Source organism: Streptomyces sp. CWNU-52B (assembly GCF_047444975.1).
In the GTDB taxonomy this organism is placed as follows: Bacteria; Actinomycetota; Actinomycetes; order Streptomycetales; family Streptomycetaceae; genus Streptomyces.
Genome location: NZ_JBLFJV010000001.1, coordinates 162,836 through 184,604 on the forward strand (window position 1 = coordinate 162,836; position 21,769 = coordinate 184,604).

Below are 21,769 nucleotides of genomic sequence, written 5' to 3' on the forward strand. Positions count from 1 at the left end.
GACAGGACACCGCGGCAGGGGCGCCGCGCGTCCCGCCCGCCCGGGAACACGGCCCTGCCCGGTGGGAGCACGTCCCGGTTTGGCCGGAGATCGACGCGGTGACGTATGGCGGAATTACGCCATGGGCACCTCACGCCACGGTCAGCTCTCCCCAAACATCCGTCTCTTACGTAAAGCTGAGCGGTCATCCGGGTACACATTCCGGACCGACACGATCGATCCGTCTGATCGTGCACGAACTTCCCGCGAACTTCCCACGGACTTCTCCTTTACCTCCAAGGATGCTGATGACCCTCACCTCTCAGCGCGCTCCGATCAGCGGCGCGAGACGCGCGGCACGCATAGCCGTGGCCGCCGGTCTCGTGGCCGCCCTCTCCGCGGCGGGGCCCATACCCATGGCCTTCTCCGCCGACGACCCGGGCACACCCGCCGACGCGGCCGTCAAGTCCGCGAGCGGCAAGCTCGGTTCGGCCGACGCCGACCTCCTCGCACAGGCGAAGGCGGACGGCGCCAAGAACGTCACGATGATGATCGCCACCGCCCCCGGGCAGACCGAGCAGGTCGCGGGGCAGCTGGACGCGGTGAAGGGCGGCTCCGTGGGCCGCACCTACGACAAGCTCGGCTACGTCCGCGCGACCCTCCCGACCGGCCGGGCCTCCGCCGCCATCGAGGCGGCCGCCAAGCTCCCCTCCGTGCACGGCATCGACCTGCGCCAGGAGATCGAGCTGGACGACCCGACCCCGGCCGCGGACACCGCCAAGGGCGCCAAGAAGGCCCCGACCGCGGCCACGTACCCGGCGCCGAGCAAGAAGACGCCCGCCGAGAACCCGTACAACCCGTCCTTCGAGACGGGCGCCATCGACTTCGTGAAGGACCACCCGAAGGCCGACGGCCGCGGTGTCACCATCGGCATCCTCGACTCCGGTGTCGACGTGGCGCACCCCGCGCTGCAGAAGACCACGACCGGCGAGCGCAAGATCGTCGACTGGGTCACCTCGACCGACCCGATCGTCGACGGCGACGCGACCTGGCGCGCCATGGTCAACGCCCGCTCGGGCCCCGTCTTCACCTTCGACGGTGAGACCTGGCAGGCCCCGGCCGGTGACTACGCGGTCAGCCGCTTCCGCGAGTCCGCGTCCACCGGCGGCGACGCGAACGGCGACCTGAACCGCGACGGCGACACCACCGACAGCTGGGGCGTCCTCTACGACGCCGCCGCCGGGACCGTCCGCGTCGACCTGAACGACAACAACGACTTCACGGACGACACCCCGATGAAGCCGTACAAGGACGGCTACCGGATCGGCTACTTCGGCACCGACGACCCGGCGACGGAGATCGCCGAGCGGGTGCCGTTCGTCGTGGAGATCCGCAAGGACGTCCCGATGGACCCGCTGGGCGGCGACTGGGTCGGCAAGAAGTCCGACTACGTCAACATCGGCATCATCGAGTCCGAGCACGGCACGCACGTCGCCGGCATCACCGCCGCCAACAAGCTGTTCGGCGGCAAGATGAACGGCGCGGCGCCCGGCGCGAAGATCGTCTCCTCGCGCGCCTGCACCTGGAGCGGCGGCTGCACGAACGTCGCGCTCACCGAGGGCATGATCGACCTCGTCGCGAACCGCGGCGTCGACATCGTGAACATGTCGATCGGCGGCCTGCCCTCCCTCAACGACGGCAACAACGCGCGCGCCGAGCTCTACACGCGCCTCATCGACACCTACGGCGTGCAGCTGGTGATCTCGGCCGGCAACTCCGGCCCCGGCGCCAACACGATCGGCGACCCCGGCCTGGCCGACAAGGTCATCTCGGTCGGCGCGTCCATCTCCAAGGAGACCTGGGCCGCCAACTACGGCTCGGCGGTGCAGAAGAAGTACGCGATGCTGCCCTTCTCCTCGCGCGGACCGCGTGAGGACGGCGGCTTCACCCCGACGCTGACCGCTCCCGGCGCCGCCATCAACACCACGCAGACCTGGTTCCCCGGCGGCCCGGTCGCCGAGGCGGGCTACTCCCTGCCGCCCGGCTACTCGATGCTCCAGGGCACCTCGATGGCGTCCCCGCAGGCCGCGGGCGCGTCCGCGCTGCTGCTCAGCGCGGCGAAGCAGAAGCACCTGGACCTGACGCCGGCCACGCTCCGCACCGCGCTGACGTCCACCGCCGACCACATCAGCGGCACGCAGGCGTACGCGGAGGGCGCGGGCCTCATCGACATCCCCGACGCCTGGGACTCGATCCGTGACGGCGCCACCGCCCACGAGTACGCCGTCAAGGCGCCGGTCGACACCGCGATCGACTTCGCGCTGAAGACCCCGGGCTTCGGCACGGGCCTGTACGACCGCGAGGGCGGCCTCAAGAAGGGCCAGAAGAAGACGTACGACGTCACCCTGACCCGTACCACCGGTGCCGACCGCGCGATCCGGCACGAGCTGCACCTGGCGAACAACCAGGACAAGACGTTCCGGATCGTCGGCAGTGACAAGATCTCGCTGCCGCTGAACGAGCCGGTGACGGTGAAGATCGCGGCCCAGGCGAAGAACGCCGGTCTGAGCAGCGCGATCCTGGAGGTCGACGACCCGCGCACCGAGGGCGTCGACAAGCAGGTCCTCACCACCGTGGTGGTCTCCGCCCCGCTGAAGTACACCTACTCGGCGTCCGGCAAGGTGCAGCGCAACTCCACCACCTCGTACTTCGTGACCGTCCCCGAGGGCGCCAGGAACCTGGAGATCGCGCTCGGCGGGCTGAAGGGCCTGAGCCAGACCCGGTTCATCGCCATCCACCCGTACGGCGTGCCGGTCGACAACACCTCGACGCCGTACTGCTACAGCAACTACCTCGACGGCAACGGCTGCCGCCCCGACCTGCGGTCCTACAGCGACCCGCAGCCGGGCGTCTGGGAGATCGAGGTCGAGTCGCGCCGTACGTCGCCGCTGCTCGACAACCCGTACAAGCTGGACGTCGCGGTCCTCGGCGCCGACTTCGACCCGGCGGTCGTGACCGTCCCCGAGGCCAGGATCGGTACGCCGACCCCGGCCTCCTGGAAGGTGACGAACAAGCTCGGCCCGATCGACGGTTCGCTGGAGGGCGGCCCGCTCGGCTCGTCCAAGAGCACCCGGCCGACCATCGCCGAGGGCGCCACGGACACCACCACGGTGGAGGTGCCCGCGGGCGCCGGTTCGCTCGACGTGAGCATCGGCAACGTCTCGGACGCCGCCGCCGACCTCGACCTCGCGGTCTACGACGCGCAGGGCAACCTGGTCGGCCAGTCCGCGGACGGTGACTCCGAGGAGGCCGTCTCCGTCGCGTCGCCCGCGGCCGGCACGTACACCGTGGAGGTCGCCGGCTACTCCGTCCCGGCGGGCACGACCGCGTACGACTACCTCGACGTGTACTTCGCGCCCTCGCTCGGGCGGATCGAGGTCGACGCGACTCCCGTGAAGCTCGCGACCGGGGCCTCAGCGTCGGTCACCGCCGAGGTCGTCGCGAGCGCGACGCCCCCGGAGGGCCGTACGTTCTTCGGGCGGGTGCAGCTCGTGAACGCGCGGGGCACCGTGGCCGGATCGGGCAGCGTGCTGATCGAGAAGGTCACGCCGTAGCCTTCGGCAGACCCTTCGGCAGACTGAGCAGGGCGGGCGTCCGGTCGAACCGGGCGCCCGCCCTTTGCGTCATCCGCCGGCCGGTTCCGACGGATCTCCGCTCGGGCCCGCGCACTCCATGCCGCGGGCCCCCGGCAGCGCCCTGAGGATCTCCTCGCGGGCGTCGGCGACCCCCGGACCGGTCTCCCAGTCCTGCCGGTCCTGCGCGAACACCGGCACCCGTACCAGCATGTACGTGCCGGCCTTCAGGTCCTCGCGCGCGCTCGCCGCCAGGGTGACGGTGACCGTCGGGTGGTCCCGCACTGATCGCTCGGGCCGGTAGGAGCGCTTCACCTTCAGCTCGACGCGTACGTTCCCGTCGACGACCGGCCCGACGCTCAGCACCGTCCCCTCCACGAGGACCTTCGAGCAGGCCAGGCGTGTCTCGGGCGACTGCGCCGATGTGTCGCCCGAGTCGGCCGCCCCGGCCTCCCGCTTCGAGGAGGCCGAATCGTCACTGGCCCCCGTGCCGCCGGCGCCGCCCTGCACACCCAGCCACACCGTCCCGCCGAGCAGCACCGAACCCGCCGCCACGACGAGGGTGCCGAGTGCCAGGCCCGCGGGGCGCCGGTACCAGGGGGTCTGGAACGGCCTGCTCGGTTTCGCCGGCCTGGACGGCTTCGGGTCCCTGGACGGCTTCGGGTCCCTGGACGTCTTCGGGTCCCTGCTCGGTTTCGGGTCCCGGAGCGGTCGGGGGTCCCGGAGCGGCTCCGGTGTCTCGGTGGCCAGGGTGTCGCCCATGATCCGCAGCTGTTCCCCGATGAGGGCCACGTCCGCGACCGCCGACCGGTGCTCCGCCATGAACTCCGCGTCGTCCCTGGCCCCTTCGGGGAGGGGTTCGTCCGTGAGCGCGGCCAGCAGCGCGTCGACTCCCTCGTACTCGGTTCCTCGGTACTCGGCTCCTCCGTACTCGGGCATGTCACACCACCTCGTCCTCGTGCAGGCGGGAGCGCAGCGCGCGGACCGCCGAGTGCAGCCTGCTCTTGACCGTGCCCTCCGGGATGCCGAGCTGCTCGGCGATCCCGCGGACGGGCAGGTCGGCGTAGAAGCGCAGCACGAGGATCTGCCGCTGGGCGTCGGGCAGCTCGTCCAGGCCCTGGGCCACCGCGAGCGACAGCACCTTGGTGTCCTCGCCCGAGCCGGCCACGGCGTACTCCGCGGGCCGCAGCGAGGCCAGGCGTTCACCGATCCGTTCCTGCCGGCGCCTGGCCCGGTGCCAGTCCATGGCCAGGTTCGAGGCGACGACCGCCGCCCACGCCGACACGTCACGCGGCGCCTCGGCCCCGCTCGCCGCCCGCTCCAGCAGCCGCAGACGGACCTGCTGCACCCCGTCCGGCAGGTCCGCCTGCGGCACCCCGCCGAGCGCGAGCACCGCCCGCACCCGGCGTTCCTGTGCCGCGTCCAGAGGGTCGTCAGGTGCTTTCCCGGCCGTTCTCCCGGCCTTCTCCCCGACCCCCTGGACGCGGCGGGCTTTTCTGCGCAGCACAGCCACCCTCCCCTCACCGCGTTTCCTCTACGACGCCGGTGGCCCTGAAAACGTTCGCCCGGGGTGCGGAACGTCTCACTTCGCGGGCAAAGGATTGGACACGCGGGCCCGGGTGAGACGCATGATGGAAACGCTGGCCGGTGACGCGCGGGCGATCACGCGGGCGAACCACCAGGCGAGCGATCAGGCAATCGGACAGGCAAGAGGGAGTCGCTGTGAAGGTAGGAATCGTCGGAGCCACCGGTCAGGTCGGCACGGTCATGCTGAGGATCCTCGCCGAGCGTGACTTCCCGGTGGAGACGCTGCGGCTGTTCGCCTCGGCCCGTTCGGCCGGTTCGACGATCGACTACAAGGGCGCCCCGGTCACGGTGGAGGAGGCGGCCACCGCCGACTACTCCGGCCTCGACATCGTGCTGTTCTCCGCGGGCGGCGCCACGTCCAGGGCCCTCGCCGAGAAGGTCGCCGCGCAGGGCCCCGTCGTGATCGACAACTCCTCCGCGTGGCGCCGGGACCCCGAGGTCCCGCTGGTCGTCTCGGAGGTCAACCCGCACGCCGTGGCGGACCGGCCCAAGGGGATCATCGCCAACCCGAACTGCACGACCATGGCCGCGATGCCCGTCCTGAAGCCCCTCCACCAGGAGGCCGGCCTGGAGGCCCTCGTCGTCGCCACCTACCAGGCGGTCTCCGGTTCCGGTCTCGCCGGTGTCGCCGAGCTGCACGGCCAGGCGCAGAAGGTCGTCGCCGACGCGGACCGGCTGACCCACGACGGTTCCGCGGTCGACTTCCCCGCGCCCGAGGTCTACCAGCGGCCCATCGCCTTCAACGTCGTCCCGCTGGCCGGCTCCCTCGTGGACGACGGCCTGAACGAGACCGACGAGGAGCAGAAGCTCCGCAACGAGTCCCGCAAGATCCTGGAGATCCCGGGCCTCAAGGTCTCCGGCACCTGTGTCCGCGTGCCCGTCTTCTCGGGCCACTCGCTCCAGGTCAACGCCCGGTTCGCGCGGCCGCTGAGCGTGGAGCGGGCGACGGAGCTGCTGGCCGGGGCCCCGGGGGTCGCGCTCTCGGAGATCCCGACGCCGCTGCAGGCCGCGGGCCAGGACCCGTCCTTCGTCGGCCGGATCCGCGCGGACGAGACAGTGGAGCACGGTCTGGCGCTGTTCGTCTCGAACGACAACCTCCGCAAGGGCGCTGCGCTGAACGCGGTGCAGATCGCGGAGCTGGTGGCAGCCGAACTCAGCTGACCGACTGCCCCTGTCTCCTGGGGGCTGCCGCCCCCAGACCCCCGCATCGCGCTGAACGCGCTCGTCCTCAAACGCCGGACGGGCTGAAAGGCAGGGGCGCAGCCCCGCTTTTCAGGGGCGCGGGGAACTGCGCGACCAGCCCCCACCGGACCCGCACCCGCCGAACGCCCGGGAAGGCGAGGGCGAAGCCCCGCCTCCAAGGGGCGCGAGGAACTGCGCGACCAGCCACACCCCACCCGCACCCACCGAACGGACCCGAGAGGCGAGGGCGAAGCCCCGCCTTCAAGGGGCGCGGGGAACTGCGCACCCAGCCCCCACCGGACCCGCACCCGCCGTGGAAAGATGGCGCAACTGACCCATCACGAGGAGATGACCGCGTGCCTGGCACAAACCTGACCCGCGAAGAGGCGCAGCAGCGGGCGAAGCTGCTCACCGTTGACTCGTACGAGATCGATCTCGACCTCTCCGGCGCGCAGGGCGAGGGAGGCACATACCGGTCCGTGACCACGGTGCGCTTCGACTCCGCCGAGACCGGTGTCGGCACCTTCATCGACCTGGTGGCCCCGACCGTCCACGAGGTCGTCCTCAACGGCGACCCCCTCGACCCCGCCGAGGTCTTCGCGGACTCGCGGATCGCGCTCCCGGGCGTCCTGGAGGGCCGCAACATCCTGCGGGTCGTGGCCGACTGCGCGTACACGAACACCGGTGAGGGACTGCACCGGTTCGTCGACCCGGTCGACCAGCAGGCCTACCTCTACACCCAGTTCGAGGTCCCGGACGCGCGCCGCGTCTTCGCGAGCTTCGAGCAGCCCGACCTGAAGGCCACCTTCCAGTTCACCGTGAAGGCGCCCAGCGGCTGGACCGTGATCTCCAACTCGCCGACGCCGGAGCCCAAGGACGACGTCTGGCGGTTCGAGCCGACGCCGAGGATCTCCACGTACATCACGGCGCTGATCCTCGGCCCGTACCACTCGGTGCACAGCGTGTACGAGAAGGACGGGCAGAGCGTGCCGCTGGGCATCTACTGCCGGCCCTCGCTCGCCGAGTTCCTCGACTCCGACGCGATCTTCGAGGTCACGCGCCAGGGCTTCGAGTGGTTCCAGGAGAAGTTCGACTACGCGTACCCCTTCGAGAAGTACGACCAGCTGTTCGTACCGGAGTTCAACGCGGGCGCGATGGAGAACGCGGGCGCGGTGACCATCCGCGACCAGTACGTCTTCCGCTCGAAGGTGACGGACGCCGCGTACGAGACTCGCGCCGAGACCATCCTGCACGAGCTGGCCCACATGTGGTTCGGCGACCTCGTGACGATGGAGTGGTGGAACGACCTGTGGCTCAATGAGTCGTTCGCGACCTACACCTCCATCGCCTGCCTGGCGTACGCCCCGGACTCCCGCTGGCCGCAGTCCTGGACCACGTTCGCCAACTCCATGAAGACCTGGGCGTACCGGCAGGACCAGCTGCCGTCCACCCACCCGATCATGGCGGAGATCAACGACCTCGACGACGTGCTCGTCAACTTCGACGGCATCACGTACGCGAAGGGCGCCAGCGTCCTCAAGCAGCTCGTGGCGTACGTCGGCACGGACGAGTTCTTCCGGGGCGTGCAGGCGTACTTCAAGGCGCACGCGTTCGGGAACACGCAGCTGTCCGACCTGCTCGGCGCGCTGGAGGAGACCAGCGGGCGCGACCTGGGCACCTGGTCGCGGAAATGGCTGCAGACGGCCGGCATCAACGTCCTGCGCCCGGAGATCGAGACGGACGCGGCCGGTGTCATCACGTCGTTCGCGATCCGCCAGGAGGCCCCGGCCCTGCCCGCCGGCGCGAAGGGCGAGCCGACGCTGCGCCCGCACCGCATCGCGGTCGGCCTGTACGACCTGGACGACGCCAGCGGCAAGCTGGTGCGCGGCGAGCGCGTCGAGCTGGACGTGGACGGCGAACTGACCGCCGTGCCCGAGCTGGTGGGCAAGCAGCGCGCGGCCGTGATCCTGCTCAACGACGACGACCTCAGCTACGCCAAGGTCCGGCTCGACGAGCAGTCCCTCGCCTTCGTCACCGAGCACCTCGGCGACTTCGAGGCCTCCCTGCCGCGCGCCCTGTGCTGGGCCTCGGCCTGGGACATGACCCGGGACGCCGAGCTGGCCACCCGCGACTACCTCGCGCTCGTCCTGGCCGGCATCGGCAAGGAGTCGGACATCGGCGTCGTGCAGTCGCTGCACCGCCAGGTGAAGACGGCGATCGAGCTGTACGCCGACCCGAACGCCCGCGAGGCGCTGCTGACCCGCTGGACGGACGCCACGCTGGCCCATCTGCGGTCCTCCGGGGCCGGCGGCGACCACCAGCTGGCCTGGGCGCGCGCCTTCGCGGCGACGGCCCGTACGCCGGAGCAGCTGGACCTCCTGGAGGGCCTGCTCGACGGGCGGGAGACCATCGAGGGTCTGGCCGTCGACACCGAGCTGCGGTGGGCGTTCGTGCAGCGGCTCGCGGCGGTGGGCCGTTTCGACGACGCCGAGATCACCAGCGAGTACGAGCGGGACAGGACCGCCGCCGGTGAGCGCCACGCGGCCAGTGCCCGTGCCGCCCGCCCGACCGAGGAGGCGAAGGCGGAGGCCTGGGCGTCGGTCGTGGAGTCCGACAAGCTGCCGAACGCCGTGCAGGAGGCCGTGATCGGCGGCTTCACGCAGACCGGCCAGCGGGAGCTGCTCGCCCCTTACACGGACAAGTACTTCGCGGCGGTCAAGGACGTCTGGGACTCGCGTTCGCACGAGATGGCCCAGCAGATCGCGGTCGGCCTCTACCCGTCGGTCCAGGTCTCCGCGGACACCCTGGCGAAGACGGACGCGTGGCTGGCCTCGGCCGAGCCGAGCCCGGCGCTGCGGCGGCTGATCTCGGAGTCCCGCTCCGGTGTCGAGCGCGCGCTGAAGGCGCAGGCGGCGGACGCGGCGGCGTCGGCGGCGTCACCGGCCGCGGAGTAGGCGGTACGTAGCGGTGGTGACGGCCCCCGCCGGCCCGCGCGGTGCGCGGCGGGCGACCGGCCGGTGAACCGCGGGGGGAGGGCGTCCGGTGTCTCGCCGGGCGCCCTTCCGGCGTACGGGACGGAGGGTGAAGCAGCAGGTGACCCTGCGAAGAGCGTCGTCGTTTCCGTGGGAGCGCGCGGCGAATCGCCGAACCCGCGGGGACGGCTCGGGCGCCGACACCCCGTCGACCCCCGTCGACCTCCCGCGGCGGCTCGGCGGACGCGGCGGACTCGGGGGACGGCTTCCGCGGTGCCGTGGTCATCGGCCGCCCGCCCGGGTGACCGCGCCGGAACACGACGAGGGCACCGTCCTCGGTCCCGTACGCGACTGATGTCGTACGGGACCGAGGACGGTGCCCTCGAAAGAGAATTCGGCGTGGGACGCTGACCGGAACTCGGCGGGGACCGAGGTCAGGACGAGGCGTGCACCTGGTCCTTGCCCTGCATCTTCCCCTGGGCCTGGCCCTTGCCGCCGGGCTTGCGCCTCGGCTGGCGGTCCGACGACCCGTCGAGGACCCAGACCAGGCCGGCGATCAGCAGGAACAGCGCGATCGGCGCGACCACATAGAGGCCCAGCGTCTCGATGACGCTCAACCCCGGACCCGGGTCGTCGCCGTCGTCGCGCGTCACCGCGAGGGCAGGGGACGACATCAGCAGCATCATCAGCGTCGTACCGGAAGCCAGGGCGCCGGCGCGCAGGGCGTTCTTCTTGTCCACGGTGCAAACGTAGCGAACTCCCGTCGAGGCCGCGCGCCCGGGGTGCCCTACGAGGTTCCGGACCTCACGTCGCGGACGTCAGGCGGCGGGCTCGGGTCCGCCGGGCGTACGGCCTTCGCGCACCACCTCGATGAGGGCGTGCAGCCGTGGTGAGGCGGCGAGTTCCTCCAGCGTGACGGGGCGGCCCTCGGCGTCGGCGACCGGCAGGCGCCAGTTGGGGTACTGGTCCCAGGTACCCGGCAGGTTCTGCGGGCGGCGGTCGCCGACGGCGTCCGGGAGCCAGACGCCGACCAGGCGGGCGGGCGTGCTCAGCAGGAACCGGTGCACGGCCTGGATCTCGGCCTCCTCCGACTGCTCCGAGACCCCGCCCGCCGCCCCTTGGAGGAGTCCGAGCCGGGCGAGCAGCGCCAGCCACTCCCCCACGTCCGCGGCGGCCTCGGCCCGTTCCTCCCCCACCGGGCGGGTCAACAGGCCCAGGCGGTCGCGGAGTTCGACGTGGTCGCCGGTGAGCCGGGACGCGGTGGGCGGCAGGTCGTGGGTGGTGGCGGTGGCGAGGCAGTCGGCGCGCCACTGCTCGGGCTGCAGCGGCAGGCCCGTGCCGTCCCAGTCGCGCTCGAACCAGAGGACGGAGGTGCCGAGCACCCCGTGCTCCTGGAGGGTCTCGCGCACACCGGGCTCGACGGTGCCGAGGTCCTCGCCGATCACCAGGGCCCCGGCGCGGGAGGCCTCCAGGGCGAGGACGGCGAGCATGGCCTCGGCGTCGTAACGGACGTACGTCCCCTCGGTGGCCGGGCGGCCCTGCGGGATCCACCAGAGCCGGAAGAGCCCCATGACGTGGTCGATACGCAGAGCGCCCGCGTACCGGAACAGGGCGCGCAGGAGGCGGCGGAACGGGGCGTAGCCGGACTCGGCGAGGCGGTCCGGGCGCCAGGGCGGCAGCCCCCAGCCCTGGCCCTGCACGCTGAACGCGTCCGGGGGCGCGCCGACCGACATGCCGGCCGCGAAGTACTCCTGCTGCGCCCAGGCGTCAGCGCCGCCCGGGTGGACGCCCACGGCGAGGTCGTGCACGAGCCCGACCGCCATGCCCGCGTCACGGGCGCCGCGCTGGGCGGTGGCGAGTTGGGCGTCGGTCAGCCAGGCGAGGCGGCTGTGGAAGTCGACGCGGTCCAGCAACTCGACGCGGGCGCGGGCGGTGGCGGCCGAGCGGGGGTCGCGCAGGCCGCGCGGCCACCGCGTCCAGTCGGAGCCGTACACCTCCGCGAGCGCGTACCAGGTGGCGTGGTCCTCCAGGGCCTGGCCCTCCTCGGCGAGGAAGTCGCAGTAGGCGGCCCGGCGTCCGGGCCCGAGCGGCACCTCGCGGACCAGTTCCAGTGCCTCGCGCTTCAGCTCCCACACGGCGTCGCGGTCGATCAGCGCGCCCTTGTCGAGCACGGCCGCGCGCAGCCGCCCGGCCCGCTCCAGCAGCGGCCGCACCCGGTCGCGGTCGCCTTCGTCGACGTACGCGAACTCGGGGACGTCCTCGACCCGCAGGTAGACGGGGTCGGGGTAGCGGCGCGAGGAGGGCCGGTACGGGGAGGGATCGGTGGGCGCGCCGGGCACGGCCGCGTGCATCGGGTTGACCTGGACGAACCCGGCGCCGAGGGCACGCCCCGCCCAGGCGGCCAGTTCGGCGAGGTCCCCGAGGTCGCCCATGCCCCAGGAGCGCCGGGAGAGCAGCGAGTAGACCTGCACGAGCAGCCCGTACGTCCGTCCGGGGGGCGCGGGCAGTCTCGTCGGGGCGACGACGAGATGGGCCCGCGCGGTACGCCCGTCCGGGGCGGTGGCCACCAGCTCGTGCACGCCGAGCGGCAGCCGCTCGACGGAGGTCAGGGTCTCCCCCTGCTCGGTCAGGACCCGCAACCGGGTCCCGGCGGGCAGCGCGGCGAGGGCGGAGCCGAGCGAGGAGGGGCCGCTCCCGGTAACGCCCCCGGTATCGCCCTCGGTACTGGTACCGGTACCAGTACCGGTCCAACACACCACAGTCGGCGGCAGCAGCCGTTCCCGGAGTTCCGCCTCGCGGGCGGCGAGGGAGGCGCGGACGGCGTCCGGCGTCCCCGCGGCGACGCCCAGCGCGGCGAGGACGGCGACGACCGCCGTGTCCGAGGCGGCGACCGTGCGGCCCGGTGACGGGCTGTAGGACGTGGCGACGCCGTGCAGGTCGGCGAGCCGGGAGAGCGGCATCAGACTCCCGAGGGGTAGGGGTCCAGTCCTGCGGCGGCCCCGGTGGAGGTCGGCTCGCTCGTCAGGGGCGCGGCGTCGGCAAGAGGGGGTTCGCTGGTGAGGGGAGCGGCGTCGGGCAGCGGCGGCTCGCTGGTGAGCGGCGCCTCGGCGCAGGAGCCCTCGGCGCTGAAGACGCAGTAGTGCGGGTCGAGGTCGGACCCGTAACCGGAGTCGTAGCTGGAGCCGTGGCTGGAGCCGGATTCGGATGCGCGGTGGGATGCGGGTTCGGCGGGCACGTCCGCCGGACGTTTGGAGAGGGCCGAGAGCAGAAGCTGTGCCGATGCGGCCACGGGGGCCTCCTTGGTGGTCGTGCGGGCTGGGTCAGGGCAGCCCCTACCCAGAGGGCGCGCCCGCAGACGTGACGGCTCGGACAACGTGTGCCTGCTCACATTCTGTCCCGGATACCCGCCTTCACCAAGAGCGCCTGCCCGACCACCGTGCGCGACCGCCCCCACCCGGTGGTCCTCCGATCGCCGGTGGGAGGCGGGCAAGACGAAGGCTCGGATCGTCAGGCTGAAATGCCGTCGATCCGAGCCATCGCGTCCTCCGCGCCGTACGGCTGCAGGTAGGGCAGCCACCGTGGATCCCTGTGTCCGGTCCCGATGATGCGCCAGGCGAGCCCCGACGGCGGGGCCGGTTTGTGGCGCAGGCGCCAGCCGATCTCGACCAGGTGGCGGTCGGCCTTCGTGTGGTTGCAGCGGCGGCAGGACGCCACCACGTTGTCCCAGGCGTGCTGACCGCCGCGGCTGCGCGGGACGACGTGGTCGACGCTGGTTGCGACGCCACCGCAGTACATGCACCGGCCGCCGTCCCGGGCGAACAGCGCCCGGCGGGTCAGCGGGACGGGCCCTCGGTACGGGACCCGCACGAACCTCTTCAACCGGACCACGCTGGGAGCGGGGACAGTGACGGTCGCGCTGTGCATGAAGGCGCCGGATTCCTCTAGAGAGACAGCCTTGTTCTCAAGGACGAGGACGAGCGCGCGGCGGAGCGGTACGACGCCGAGGGGCTCGTACGACGCGTTGAGGACCAGGACATGCGGCACGGATGGCCTCCTTGTACGCCGGCGGCGCGTGGCTCGCGCCGGGACGATCTGTAGTCAGTCTCCCCTCATGCCTGGTGGAAGCGCCACCATGTCCCGGTAACGGGCTGGGAGTGTTTTCGACCACACCTTCTTATCCCCACGTGAGCACAGTCTCTCCCTCGAACATTGCAACGATCCACACACGATGCCCCGTTAGTGTGGTGGTTCCGCCCGTCGGCGCTCCGCCCGATGTCCGGCCACGGGCGGGCCGCTACGCCTGGAGGTACCTGCCGTGTTCTTGTCCGTCCTGTCGGCCGCCGATCCCACCGAGGAACCGACGTCGCCGACGCTCCAGGACGCCCAGGAAAGCGCCACCAACGCCGCCAGCTGGATCGAGCAGAACTGGTCCACCTGGCTCAGCATCGGACTGCGGGTGCTGCTCATCGTGGTCATCGCCGTGGTCCTGAGAGTGGCCGTCCGGCGGACCATCACGCGGTTCATCGACCGGATGAACCGGACGGCCCAGTCGGTCGACGGCACGGCGCTCGGCGGTCTGCTGGTCAACGTCGAGCGCCGCCGCCAGCGTTCCCAGGCCATCGGTTCGGTCCTCCGTTCGGTCGCGTCCTTCATGATCATGGGCACGGCCGCGCTGATGATCCTCGGCACGTTCCAGATCAACCTGGCCCCGCTGCTGGCCTCGGCCGGTGTGGCGGGCGTGGCGATCGGTTTCGGCGCCCGGAACCTCGTGACGGACTTCCTCTCCGGGGTCTTCATGATCCTGGAGGACCAGTACGGCGTCGGCGACTCGATCGACGCGGGGGTCGCCTCCGGCGAGGTCATCGAGGTGGGCCTGCGGGTCACCAAGCTGCGGGGCGACAACGGCGAGATCTGGTACGTCCGCAACGGCGAGGTCAAGCGCATCGGCAACCTCTCCCAGGGCTGGGCCACGGCCGGTGTCGACGTCACGGTCCGTTCCGACGAGAACCTCGACCGCGTGCGTGCGGTCCTCGCGGAGGTCGGCGAGGCGATGAGCAAGGCCGAGCCGTGGAACGAACGCCTGTGGGGCCCGATAGAGGTCCTGGGCCTCGACAGTGTCGTCCTCGACTCGATGGTCGTACGCGTCTCCGCCAAGGCGATGCCGGGCAAGGCCCTCTCGGTGGAACGCGAACTGCGCTGGCGCATCAAGCACGCCTTCGACCGGGCGGACATCAGCATCGTGAACGGCGTCCCGCCCCAGCCCACGGAGGAATCGACCCCGGACCCGACGGCAGGCATGGCGGCCCCGTCGGCCTACGCGAACACGGGCTCCCCGCAGTCACAGTCGGCGTCCCCGATAACACCTTCGGTCCCGACGAAGTAGGGCCGGCGCCCGCCGTAACGGTTCGGCCCGCTCATTCGGGTGAACGCCCACGCCGTTACCGGGCCGTACGGGTTCCGAGTGCCTCATGGTTTTCTGTCGGGGCACCCGGAACGGGCGTAGCCTGGCAAAAGCGTGGCGAGGGAGAAGCATCAGTGAGTGCCGAACTCATCATGGAGCCGGTCATGACGCAGCAGGACCCCGTTGATCTGCTGATCGCGTTCGAGGAGGCGTCCGAGACGCCGATTCGACCCGAGTACGTCGAGGGGACCGTCATCGTGCCGCCGGCACCGAACGACAACCACAATGACGGCGCAGGGGAACTGTTCTTCCAGTTCCGCGTCGCTGGATTCCGCCTGGTGGGCATGGGCAACGGCTACCGAGCCGCCCACAAGGACGGCAGGACCATGGCCCTGCTCATCCCGGACTTCTATGTGCGCCGCCGCCACGCGACAGACCTCGACGAGTCGTACCGCAGGGCCCACAAGGGGTGGTACCCCATCGACATGATCACCCTGGTCGGCGAGGTGACCTCGACCAACCACGAGACGGACACCGGCCCCAAGCTGCGCGCCTACGCCGCCGCCGGCGTCCCCGTCTACGTCCTGATCAACCGCCGCCTCCAGACGGCCCACTGCTACTCGGACCCGATCACCCCGGGCGATGATCCCACCGAGGCGTACTACGCCACGGAGGTCAAGGCCGACCTGGGCCACCCGCTCCGGCTCCCCTCCCCGTACCCGACGCTGGAGACGGCTCCTTTCCTGGAGCCGACGGCGTAGCCGAACCGGCGTCCACCGCGGCGGCGGCGAGTTCCCACTCCGCGTACACGGTCTTGCCGGTGTTCCGCGGCTCGACACCCCAGCGGTCGGACAGGGCCGCGACCAGCAGCAGCCCACGCCCGAACTGGTCCGTGTCCTCAGCCGGCCGGGGCCACGGCAACCGCTCCCCGCGAGGGTCGACGACCTCGACGCGGAGTACGGCGGCGGTGACCGAGATCCGTACGCGGACGAGCCGGTCCTGGAGGCTGCCGTGGAGCAGGCCGTTGGTCATCAACTCCGAGACGACGACGGCGACGTCCCCGGCGAGGTCGGGCTGCCCCCACTCGGAGACGAGCCGCGCGGCTCTGCGCCGGGCGAGGGTGACGCTGCGAGCGAGGAGGGTGTAGTCGAGGGAGTCCTCGTGGAGGAGGGGTTCGGGTGCGGTGGGGGGTTGTTCGACCATGGGATACGCGGCTCCGACTGAGCCTCGCCCAGCGCGACTCGGTCCTGCTGATCGACACCATCCGCCAGGAGATCTGACCCATGAACGAGTTCGACTTCGCGAAGTCCAGCTACAGCAACACCGGAGGTGAGTGCGTCGAAGTCGCCCGCAACGTCCCGGACACCGTCGCGATACGGGACTCCAAGAAGCCTGACGGCCCGATACTCCGCCTCGCCTCCACCACCTGGGCAGAGTTCACCGCGTCCCTGACCTGAAGCCGACCTGGAACGTCCGGACGCACCCGGCTCACCCAACCTCACGGTGACCACGAGAGCCGCGGCGCAGCGCGATCCCGCCCCACACGACCGCCGCCGTCAGCGCCGCCGCAACCATCGCGCCCTGCGCCAGTGCCTCCGGCCGCCAGCCCAGTGCCTGTCGGGTGCCCATGAAGGTGAGGAGGAGGACGACCACGTCCAGGCCGATGACGGGAACCCTCGCGGCGACTGCCCGCAGCGCGCCCGCCACCACCAGGCCGGTCAGGGTCCAGACCACCAGATACCGCTGCACGTCTCCCGCCGTGGCGAGCGGCAGCCCGTACTCGTCGGGGCCGACGCGGTACGAGGCCGCGGCCCAGGCCCAGCCCACCCCGACCACGGTGACGCCCACCACCCACAGGGCATGGCGCCACAGAGGACCGGGCCGCACGGACTCCTCGTCACCGTCGGAGCCCGAGAGGCTGTCAGGATTGTCCGGGCTGTCCGGGCTGTCTGTGCTGGAGAGGGCAGAGGATTCGGTCACACCCGGAAGGACGCGGCCCGGAGCCCACGGGTTCCCGCTCGGTGACCTACGCCGTTGCGCGGAGCCGCCGGCGGTAGTGCAGCGGCGATTCCCCGATCTCGCGTTTGAACGCGGTGCTGAACGCGCTCTCCGACCCGTAGCCGAGCTCGGCCGCGAGGGAACCGACCCGGACGTCGGGGTCACGCAGCGCGCGCTGGGCGAGCAGCATCCGCCAGCGCGACAGATAGGCCAGCGGCGGCGTCCCGGCGGCCGCCCGGAACCGCTCGGCGAAGCTGGTGCGTGACATGCCCGCCGCACGGGCCAGTTCGAGGAGCCGCCAGGGCTGTCCGGGCTGCTCGTGGATCAGCCGCAGCGCCGGGCGGAGAGGTTCGTCGGCGAGCAGCCGGAGCCACCCGACCGGCGTCTCCTCCTGTTCCAGGTACGCACGCAGCACTTCGAGCAGGAGCAGCTGCCCGTTCTGCCGGATGGCGAAGCCTGACCCCAGCCGTCCGCTCGTGGCCTCGTCGAAGAGCCGCTCGACGATGCCTCCGAGGCGGGAGGCGGCCGAGGTCGCCGCCCGCACGTGGACCAGGCCGGGCAGTGCCGCGCTCAGCAGCGAGAGGCCCGCCGGGCTCACCCGGATCCACCCGCCGACGAGCACGTCGTCGGTGGCCAGGTCGGCCGCGGCGAGCGCCATGGCGTCGAAGTCGGCCTCGGGCCTGAGCTCCACCGGCGCCCCGTCGCCACGGCCGCCGCGTACGTCCAGCCGGGTGCGGTGGTTGAGCAGCACGACATCGCCGGGGGCCAGCTCGACAGGACCGTCCGGGCCACCCGGCCCGTCCACGCCGACCCGGGCCGACCCCGCGACCAGTGCGACCAGCTTGAGCGGCTGGGAGACCTCACCCCTGGCCACCCACGGGCCGCGCACCGCGAACCCGCCCGTCAGCATCCCCTGCACTTCCACCAGGTCGAAGACGTCGGACAGCACATCGGTGACGGCCAGATCAGACATCCTCGTACTCTCGCGCATGAAATGCGGACGCACAACCATTCAGCGTCCGGTGCGAACGGCCGAGACTTGAAGGCATGACAGCACAGCAGACCCCGCAGACCCCTCTGAACACCCCGTTCACCGCCTCCTCCACCGCGGCCGACGTCCTCGACGGCCTCGACCTGACCGGACGGGAAGTGATCGTCACCGGCGGCCACGGCCGGCTCGGCCGCGAAGTCACCCGCGCGCTCTCCGCCGCCGGCGCCGGCGTGACCGTCGCGGCACGTGACCCGGAGCGGGCGGCCTCGGTGGTGGACGGGCTCCCGGGAGTACGTGTCGAGCGTCTCGACCTCACCGACCCGGGTTCGGTCGAGTCCTTCGCGCGGCGGTGGCTCGCCTCCGGCCGGCCCCTGCACGTCCTGGTCAACAACGCCGCCGTGCTGTTCTCGCCCGAGCTCGTGCGCGACGCGCGGGGGCACGAGCTGCAGTTCTCGACCTCGCACCTCGGCCACTTCCACCTCACCAGGGCGCTCCTCCCGGCGCTGCGGGCCGCGGAAGGGGCGCGCGTGGTGACGGTGACCTCGGGCGCGGCACGCTTCGGTGAGATCCGGTGGGACGACCTGGACTTCACGACCGAGTACCACCCGGCCGCGGCGTACGGCCAGTCCAAGCGGGCCAATGTCCTGTTCACCGTCGAGCTGGACCGCAGGTACGCCGATCAGGGCGTCCGGGCCTTCGCCGCCCACCCCGGCGTGATCATCGGAGCGGGCCCGTTCACCCCGGAGCAGGTCGCGTCGTACCGCGCACAGGGCCTGGTCGACGACGACGGCGTCACCGTCATCGACCCCGAGGCCGGCAAGAAGACGGTCGAACAGGGCGCCGCGACCCTTGTCTTCGGCGCTGCCGGCCCGCTGCTGGACGGCCTCGGCGGGGTCTACCTCAAGGACAGCGACGTTGCCGTACTCGACGACGAACAGCGCCCGTTGACCGCGGACAGCATCCCGTCGGAAGCCAACTCGGCGATGCTCGACCCTGCCGACGCGCGGCGGCTGTGGGAGCTGAGCGAGCAGCTGCTCTCCTGAGGACGAGGTCGTCCCACGCTCAGGATCCACCTTCGACACACGGCCTGGCCGACGGCACCGAACTGGGACGATGAAACATGCTCCCGGACCCGGACGACTGGCAACTCACCCACGACGTCGACGACTTCCTCGCCCGAGCCGGGGACTTCCTGCGCTCGCGCCCGGCCCTGCACAACACGCCGCTGACGGACATCGAGAAGTTGCGGACACGCGGGCCGGGCGCACCCGGCGCCGAAGCCACCGGCACCGGCACAGCCACACCCGTACCCACGCCCACCCTCTTCGGCTACCTCGTGGCGGAAGGCGAGGTCGGCGAGGTCGGCGCCGTCTTCTACCGCACACCACGAGGCTTCCTGGGCCTCACTCCCCTCTCCGCCGAGCAGGCCGACACGCTCGCCGCCCGCCTGGCCGGCCTGGGGCATTCCCCGTCCGGCGTCATCGCGGACCACGACACCGCGACCGCGTTCGCCGAGGCATGGCGGCGGCACGCGGGCGCGGTGCCGGCGCCCTTCTGGCGGACGCATCTCTACCGTCTCGGCACGCTCACGGCACCGCGGCCGCGCGCCGAGGGGCGGGGACGTATCGCGGGCACCGGGGATCAGGCCCAAGTCGTGCGCTGGTGCCGTGAGTTCTGCGTCGATGTCGGGGAGCAGGTCTCCCTCGACCTGATCGACGCCGGTTCCTGGGGCGATTCGCGGTTCGGCGACAGACACTTCACCTTCTGGGAGACCCCGGACGGCACGCCCGTCTCCATGGCGGCCACGACCGCGATGGTCGGCGGCATGGTCCGGGTTGACCCCGTCTACACCCCGGCCCGCTTCCGGGGCCATGGCTACGCGGGGGCCGTGACGGCCGAGGTGAGCCGGGCCGCGCCGGCCGCGGGCGCGACGGACGTCGTCCTGTTCACGGACCCGGCCAACCCGACCAGCAACGCCCTCTACCAGCGACTCGGTTACGTCCGCATCGCCGACTTCACCGGTTACAGGTTCTCCTGAGCCCCCACCGCTCGACGGTCGTGTGACGGCCTGATGGTGGCCGAGTATTGACGGCCGCTCACCGCACGGCGATGATCTGAAAGCGCTCTCTGACGTGAACACGACCGGGAGGAACCGATGTCCCCCACCCGCTGGTTCGCCGGCCTGATTCCGCTCGGGCTCGTCGCCGCGCTCGCCCTCGGACAGGCCCTCACCACCGCCGGACCCGCCGAAGCCGTCGCCGCGGCGGCGGACGGCGAGGTCTCCGTTCTCGGCCGCACCACCCTCGGCGGCGCCGACCCGAGCGTCATCAAGGTCGGCGGCCAATACGTCTCCGCCAAGTCCGTGGACGGCGGTATCGCGGTGCGGACGGCGTCCACCCTGGAGGGGATCGCCGGCGCGACCAAGCAGCAGGTGTGGCGGGACACCGGCGGCCTCGGTGAGGTCTGGGCGCCGGAGATCGTGTACCACGACGGCGCCTACCGCATCTACTTCGCCGCCGGTACGAGCGCGGCCCACCGCATGTACCACATCAGCTCGACCAGCCCGGCCTCCGGCTACTCCGCCGCCACCAAGGTCGCCCTGCCCAACGACAAGTGGGCCATCGACGGGGCGCCCTTCACCTTCGGCGGCCAGCGCTGGTTCGTATGGTCCGGCTGGTCCGGTGACACCAACGTCGAGCAGAACCTGTACATCGCCCGGATGAGCGGCCCCACCACGACCACCGGCGCCCGGTACGTCATCTCGCAGCCCCGCGAGTCGTGGGAACGGGTGGTCGGCAACCCGTACATCAACGAGGCACCCCAGCCGATCGTCGACCCCAACGGGCAGTTGCACATCGCGTACTCCGCGAACGGCAGCTGGAGCAGCCAGTACTGCATCGCCGACCTGCGGCTGCGGGCCGGCGGCGATCCCACGTACGTGTGGGACTGGTACAAGAGCAACGGCTGCCTCTTCGGCTCGCACGCCGAGACGATGATGTCGGGCTGGGACCCCACGCTGAACGTCGACGGCCCCGGCCACCACACGTTCGTCCTGCCGAACGGCGACGCCACCGCCGGCCCGCCGTCAGGCAACCGCTTCCCGACGATGTACCACGCGGTCGCCAAGGGCACCCCGTACTCGTGGTCCAACCGCTACTACTACACGGGCACGGCCGTCTGGTGGGGCAGCACGACATACCGCAGGGCCAACGTCCCCGGCGAACCCACCAATACCGGCTTCAGCCTCAAGTTCTTCGAGTGAAAAGGCCGCCCCACCAGTGAATCGCCGGTGGGGCGGCTCTTGTTCGTCTGCCCCTGCGGACCACCAGCCACTCCGTGAAGCCCCGCATCAGTCCGCCCGACCTGCCGGTGTCGACTCCCGTGAGGAACATGGCCGTCGAGTGGTAGGTGCCGTTCAGGCCGAAGCTCTCGGGATGTTCGCGCATCTTCTCGATGAGCTGCTTGTCGTTCACTCGTCCCCCTGGAACCCGAAGTCGATGATGTGGTGCCTGGTCCACTGAGCCTTGAACTCAGCGATGGTGTCCCTGGCCCGTCCGGTCCGGGCGTCGTGGACCCCCACCACGCACACCCACCGTCCGATGCTCCACCTCTCCCCCACCGATGGGCGGCGCGTTCACCACCGCGGAAGCCCTCAGTCGAACGTCCGCCACATGTGTCGTCGCGGCCAGAAACCAGGTCACGACGACACGTGCCTCAACTCACCGTTCGCCGAATTCTCCAAGTTCAGCGATCAGTCGCTCACGGACCGTGGATTCGTCGCTGCTCAGCAGAGTCATGCCCGGCGCGAGCGCGCCCGCCCCGAGAGCAGCGGTCCGGGCCGCGTCGGCCTCTTCCTGATCCTGGGCTCGTTCGATGCCCGCGTTGGTGCGGCCGAGCAGTTCTTCGGCCTCCACCTCCCTGGCCAGCGTGTAGAACGACTCCGCGGTCACCATCACCGGCTCGGCGGAAGCGGGCGACCAGTTCGGCGCCTCGCTCTCCCTGACCTCGTACCGCACCACAGCAGTGC

At 71.4% G+C, this 21,769-nt stretch carries 20 protein-coding genes; 9 read left to right on the forward strand and 11 right to left on the reverse strand.

The genetic code is table 11. The features are described from left to right. The first annotated feature begins 287 nt into the window (after window positions 1-287). Entirely contained in the window at window positions 288-3,593 is a 3,306-nt protein-coding gene (locus ACLVWQ_RS00695; protein WP_414106061.1) for a S8 family serine peptidase, read from the forward strand. Between the two features lie 69 nt (window positions 3,594-3,662). On the opposite strand, the gene ACLVWQ_RS00700 is transcribed toward ACLVWQ_RS00695, so the two are convergent. Both ACLVWQ_RS00700 and ACLVWQ_RS00705 read right to left on the reverse strand, forming a co-directional pair. Further along, window positions 3,663-4,550, reverse strand: coding sequence for a hypothetical protein (locus tag ACLVWQ_RS00700; RefSeq protein WP_414106062.1), 888 nt, complete (start codon window positions 4,548-4,550; stop codon window positions 3,663-3,665). 1 nt (window position 4,551) lies between these two features. Next, window positions 4,552-5,118 carry an RNA polymerase sigma factor gene (locus ACLVWQ_RS00705; RefSeq protein ID WP_414106063.1) on the reverse strand — a complete coding sequence of 189 codons (567 nt, stop codon included), beginning with the start codon at window positions 5,116-5,118 and terminating at the stop codon, window positions 4,552-4,554. Between the two features lie 215 nt (window positions 5,119-5,333). Between ACLVWQ_RS00705 and ACLVWQ_RS00710 the strand changes: the two genes are divergently transcribed. Both ACLVWQ_RS00710 and pepN read left to right on the forward strand, forming a co-directional pair. Continuing rightward, complete coding sequence (locus ACLVWQ_RS00710) at window positions 5,334-6,359, forward strand: aspartate-semialdehyde dehydrogenase (RefSeq protein ID WP_414106064.1); 1,026 nt, start codon at window positions 5,334-5,336, stop codon at window positions 6,357-6,359. A gap of 377 nt (window positions 6,360-6,736) precedes the next feature. Then, window positions 6,737-9,334 (forward strand): aminopeptidase N, encoded by a 2,598-nt coding sequence (pepN, locus tag ACLVWQ_RS00715; RefSeq protein ID WP_414106065.1) that lies wholly within the window; start codon window positions 6,737-6,739, stop codon window positions 9,332-9,334. A gap of 452 nt (window positions 9,335-9,786) precedes the next feature. On the opposite strand, the gene ACLVWQ_RS00720 is transcribed toward pepN, so the two are convergent. The 4 genes from ACLVWQ_RS00720 to ACLVWQ_RS00735 all read right to left on the reverse strand — a co-directional run bounded on the left by ACLVWQ_RS00720 (window position 9,787) and on the right by ACLVWQ_RS00735 (window position 13,396). Continuing rightward, window positions 9,787-10,092 (reverse strand): hypothetical protein, encoded by a 306-nt coding sequence (locus ACLVWQ_RS00720; RefSeq protein WP_414106066.1) that lies wholly within the window; start codon window positions 10,090-10,092, stop codon window positions 9,787-9,789. A gap of 78 nt (window positions 10,093-10,170) precedes the next feature. After that, window positions 10,171-12,312, reverse strand: a complete 2,142-nt coding sequence (gene malQ / locus ACLVWQ_RS00725) for a 4-alpha-glucanotransferase (protein WP_414106067.1) — start codon at window positions 12,310-12,312, stop codon at window positions 10,171-10,173. Beyond that, entirely contained in the window at window positions 12,312-12,641 is a 330-nt protein-coding gene (locus ACLVWQ_RS00730) for a hypothetical protein (RefSeq protein ID WP_414106068.1), read from the reverse strand. The genes malQ and ACLVWQ_RS00730 overlap by 1 nt, the downstream gene beginning before the upstream one ends. A gap of 218 nt (window positions 12,642-12,859) precedes the next feature. Then, entirely contained in the window at window positions 12,860-13,396 is a 537-nt protein-coding gene (locus ACLVWQ_RS00735) for an HNH endonuclease (RefSeq protein WP_414106069.1), read from the reverse strand. A gap of 271 nt (window positions 13,397-13,667) precedes the next feature. Here ACLVWQ_RS00735 and ACLVWQ_RS00740 point away from each other — a divergent pair, with 271 nt between their 5' ends. Beyond that, window positions 13,668-14,735: a mechanosensitive ion channel family protein gene (locus ACLVWQ_RS00740; protein WP_414106070.1), complete on the forward strand. Its 1,068-nt coding sequence runs from the start codon at window positions 13,668-13,670 to the stop codon at window positions 14,733-14,735. 152 nt (window positions 14,736-14,887) lie between these two features. After that, window positions 14,888-15,514: a Uma2 family endonuclease gene (locus tag ACLVWQ_RS00745; protein WP_414106071.1), complete on the forward strand. Its 627-nt coding sequence runs from the start codon at window positions 14,888-14,890 to the stop codon at window positions 15,512-15,514. Here the strand turns inward: ACLVWQ_RS00745 and ACLVWQ_RS00750 are convergent. Next, window positions 15,429-15,956 carry an ATP-binding protein gene (locus ACLVWQ_RS00750; protein WP_414106072.1) on the reverse strand — a complete coding sequence of 176 codons (528 nt, stop codon included), beginning with the start codon at window positions 15,954-15,956 and terminating at the stop codon, window positions 15,429-15,431. The genes ACLVWQ_RS00745 and ACLVWQ_RS00750 overlap by 86 nt on opposite strands. Before the next feature lie 80 nt (window positions 15,957-16,036). Here ACLVWQ_RS00750 and ACLVWQ_RS00755 point away from each other — a divergent pair, with 80 nt between their 5' ends. Continuing rightward, a complete protein-coding gene (locus tag ACLVWQ_RS00755) occupies window positions 16,037-16,210 on the forward strand; it encodes a DUF397 domain-containing protein (RefSeq protein WP_414106073.1) in 174 nt (57 codons plus the stop codon). Window positions 16,211-16,241: 31 nt separating this feature from the next. Here the strand turns inward: ACLVWQ_RS00755 and ACLVWQ_RS00760 are convergent, their stop codons facing one another. Next, the gene (locus ACLVWQ_RS00760; RefSeq protein WP_414106074.1) at window positions 16,242-16,733 is read right to left on the reverse strand and encodes a hypothetical protein; all 492 of its coding nucleotides are present in this window, start codon (window positions 16,731-16,733) and stop codon (window positions 16,242-16,244) included. Window positions 16,734-16,779: 46 nt separating this feature from the next. After that, window positions 16,780-17,724 carry an AraC family transcriptional regulator gene (locus ACLVWQ_RS00765; protein ID WP_414106075.1) on the reverse strand — a complete coding sequence of 315 codons (945 nt, stop codon included), beginning with the start codon at window positions 17,722-17,724 and terminating at the stop codon, window positions 16,780-16,782. A gap of 74 nt (window positions 17,725-17,798) precedes the next feature. Here ACLVWQ_RS00765 and ACLVWQ_RS00770 point away from each other — a divergent pair, with 74 nt between their 5' ends. From ACLVWQ_RS00770 to ACLVWQ_RS00780, 3 genes are all read left to right on the forward strand, one after another. Then, window positions 17,799-18,785, forward strand: coding sequence for an SDR family NAD(P)-dependent oxidoreductase (locus ACLVWQ_RS00770; RefSeq protein ID WP_414106076.1), 987 nt, complete (start codon window positions 17,799-17,801; stop codon window positions 18,783-18,785). A gap of 77 nt (window positions 18,786-18,862) precedes the next feature. Then, on the forward strand, window positions 18,863-19,780 hold the full coding sequence (locus ACLVWQ_RS00775) for a GNAT family N-acetyltransferase (protein ID WP_414106077.1): 918 nt from the start codon (window positions 18,863-18,865) through the stop codon (window positions 19,778-19,780). Window positions 19,781-19,897: 117 nt separating this feature from the next. Next, entirely contained in the window at window positions 19,898-21,004 is a 1,107-nt protein-coding gene (locus ACLVWQ_RS00780; protein WP_414106078.1) for a glycoside hydrolase family 43 protein, read from the forward strand. Here the strand turns inward: ACLVWQ_RS00780 and ACLVWQ_RS00785 are convergent. Next, window positions 20,988-21,215: a hypothetical protein gene (locus ACLVWQ_RS00785; RefSeq protein WP_414106079.1), complete on the reverse strand. Its 228-nt coding sequence runs from the start codon at window positions 21,213-21,215 to the stop codon at window positions 20,988-20,990. The two genes, ACLVWQ_RS00780 and ACLVWQ_RS00785, sit on opposite strands and share 17 nt — an antisense overlap. 246 nt (window positions 21,216-21,461) lie before the next feature. Beyond that, window positions 21,462-21,761 carry a hypothetical protein gene (locus ACLVWQ_RS00790; protein ID WP_414106080.1) on the reverse strand — a complete coding sequence of 100 codons (300 nt, stop codon included), beginning with the start codon at window positions 21,759-21,761 and terminating at the stop codon, window positions 21,462-21,464. Window positions 21,762-21,769 lie beyond the last annotated feature (8 nt).

What these genes read in the sequence shown, in the direction of transcription:
- ACLVWQ_RS00695 (WP_414106061.1), top strand. Translation starts at nt 288, where the DNA reads ATGACCCTCACCTCTCAGCGCGCTCCGATCAGCGGCGCGAGACGCGCG.
- ACLVWQ_RS00700 (WP_414106062.1), bottom strand. Translation starts at nt 4,550, where the DNA reads ATGCCCGAGTACGGAGGAGCCGAGTACCGAGGAACCGAGTACGAGGGA.
- malQ (WP_414106067.1), bottom strand. Translation starts at nt 12,312, where the DNA reads ATGCCGCTCTCCCGGCTCGCCGACCTGCACGGCGTCGCCACGTCCTAC.
- ACLVWQ_RS00750 (WP_414106072.1), bottom strand. Translation starts at nt 15,956, where the DNA reads ATGGTCGAACAACCCCCCACCGCACCCGAACCCCTCCTCCACGAGGAC.
- ACLVWQ_RS00755 (WP_414106073.1), top strand. Translation starts at nt 16,037, where the DNA reads ATGAACGAGTTCGACTTCGCGAAGTCCAGCTACAGCAACACCGGAGGT.
- ACLVWQ_RS00765 (WP_414106075.1), bottom strand. Translation starts at nt 17,724, where the DNA reads ATGTCTGATCTGGCCGTCACCGATGTGCTGTCCGACGTCTTCGACCTG.
- ACLVWQ_RS00770 (WP_414106076.1), top strand. Translation starts at nt 17,799, where the DNA reads ATGACAGCACAGCAGACCCCGCAGACCCCTCTGAACACCCCGTTCACC.
- ACLVWQ_RS00775 (WP_414106077.1), top strand. Translation starts at nt 18,863, where the DNA reads ATGCTCCCGGACCCGGACGACTGGCAACTCACCCACGACGTCGACGAC.
- ACLVWQ_RS00780 (WP_414106078.1), top strand. Translation starts at nt 19,898, where the DNA reads ATGTCCCCCACCCGCTGGTTCGCCGGCCTGATTCCGCTCGGGCTCGTC.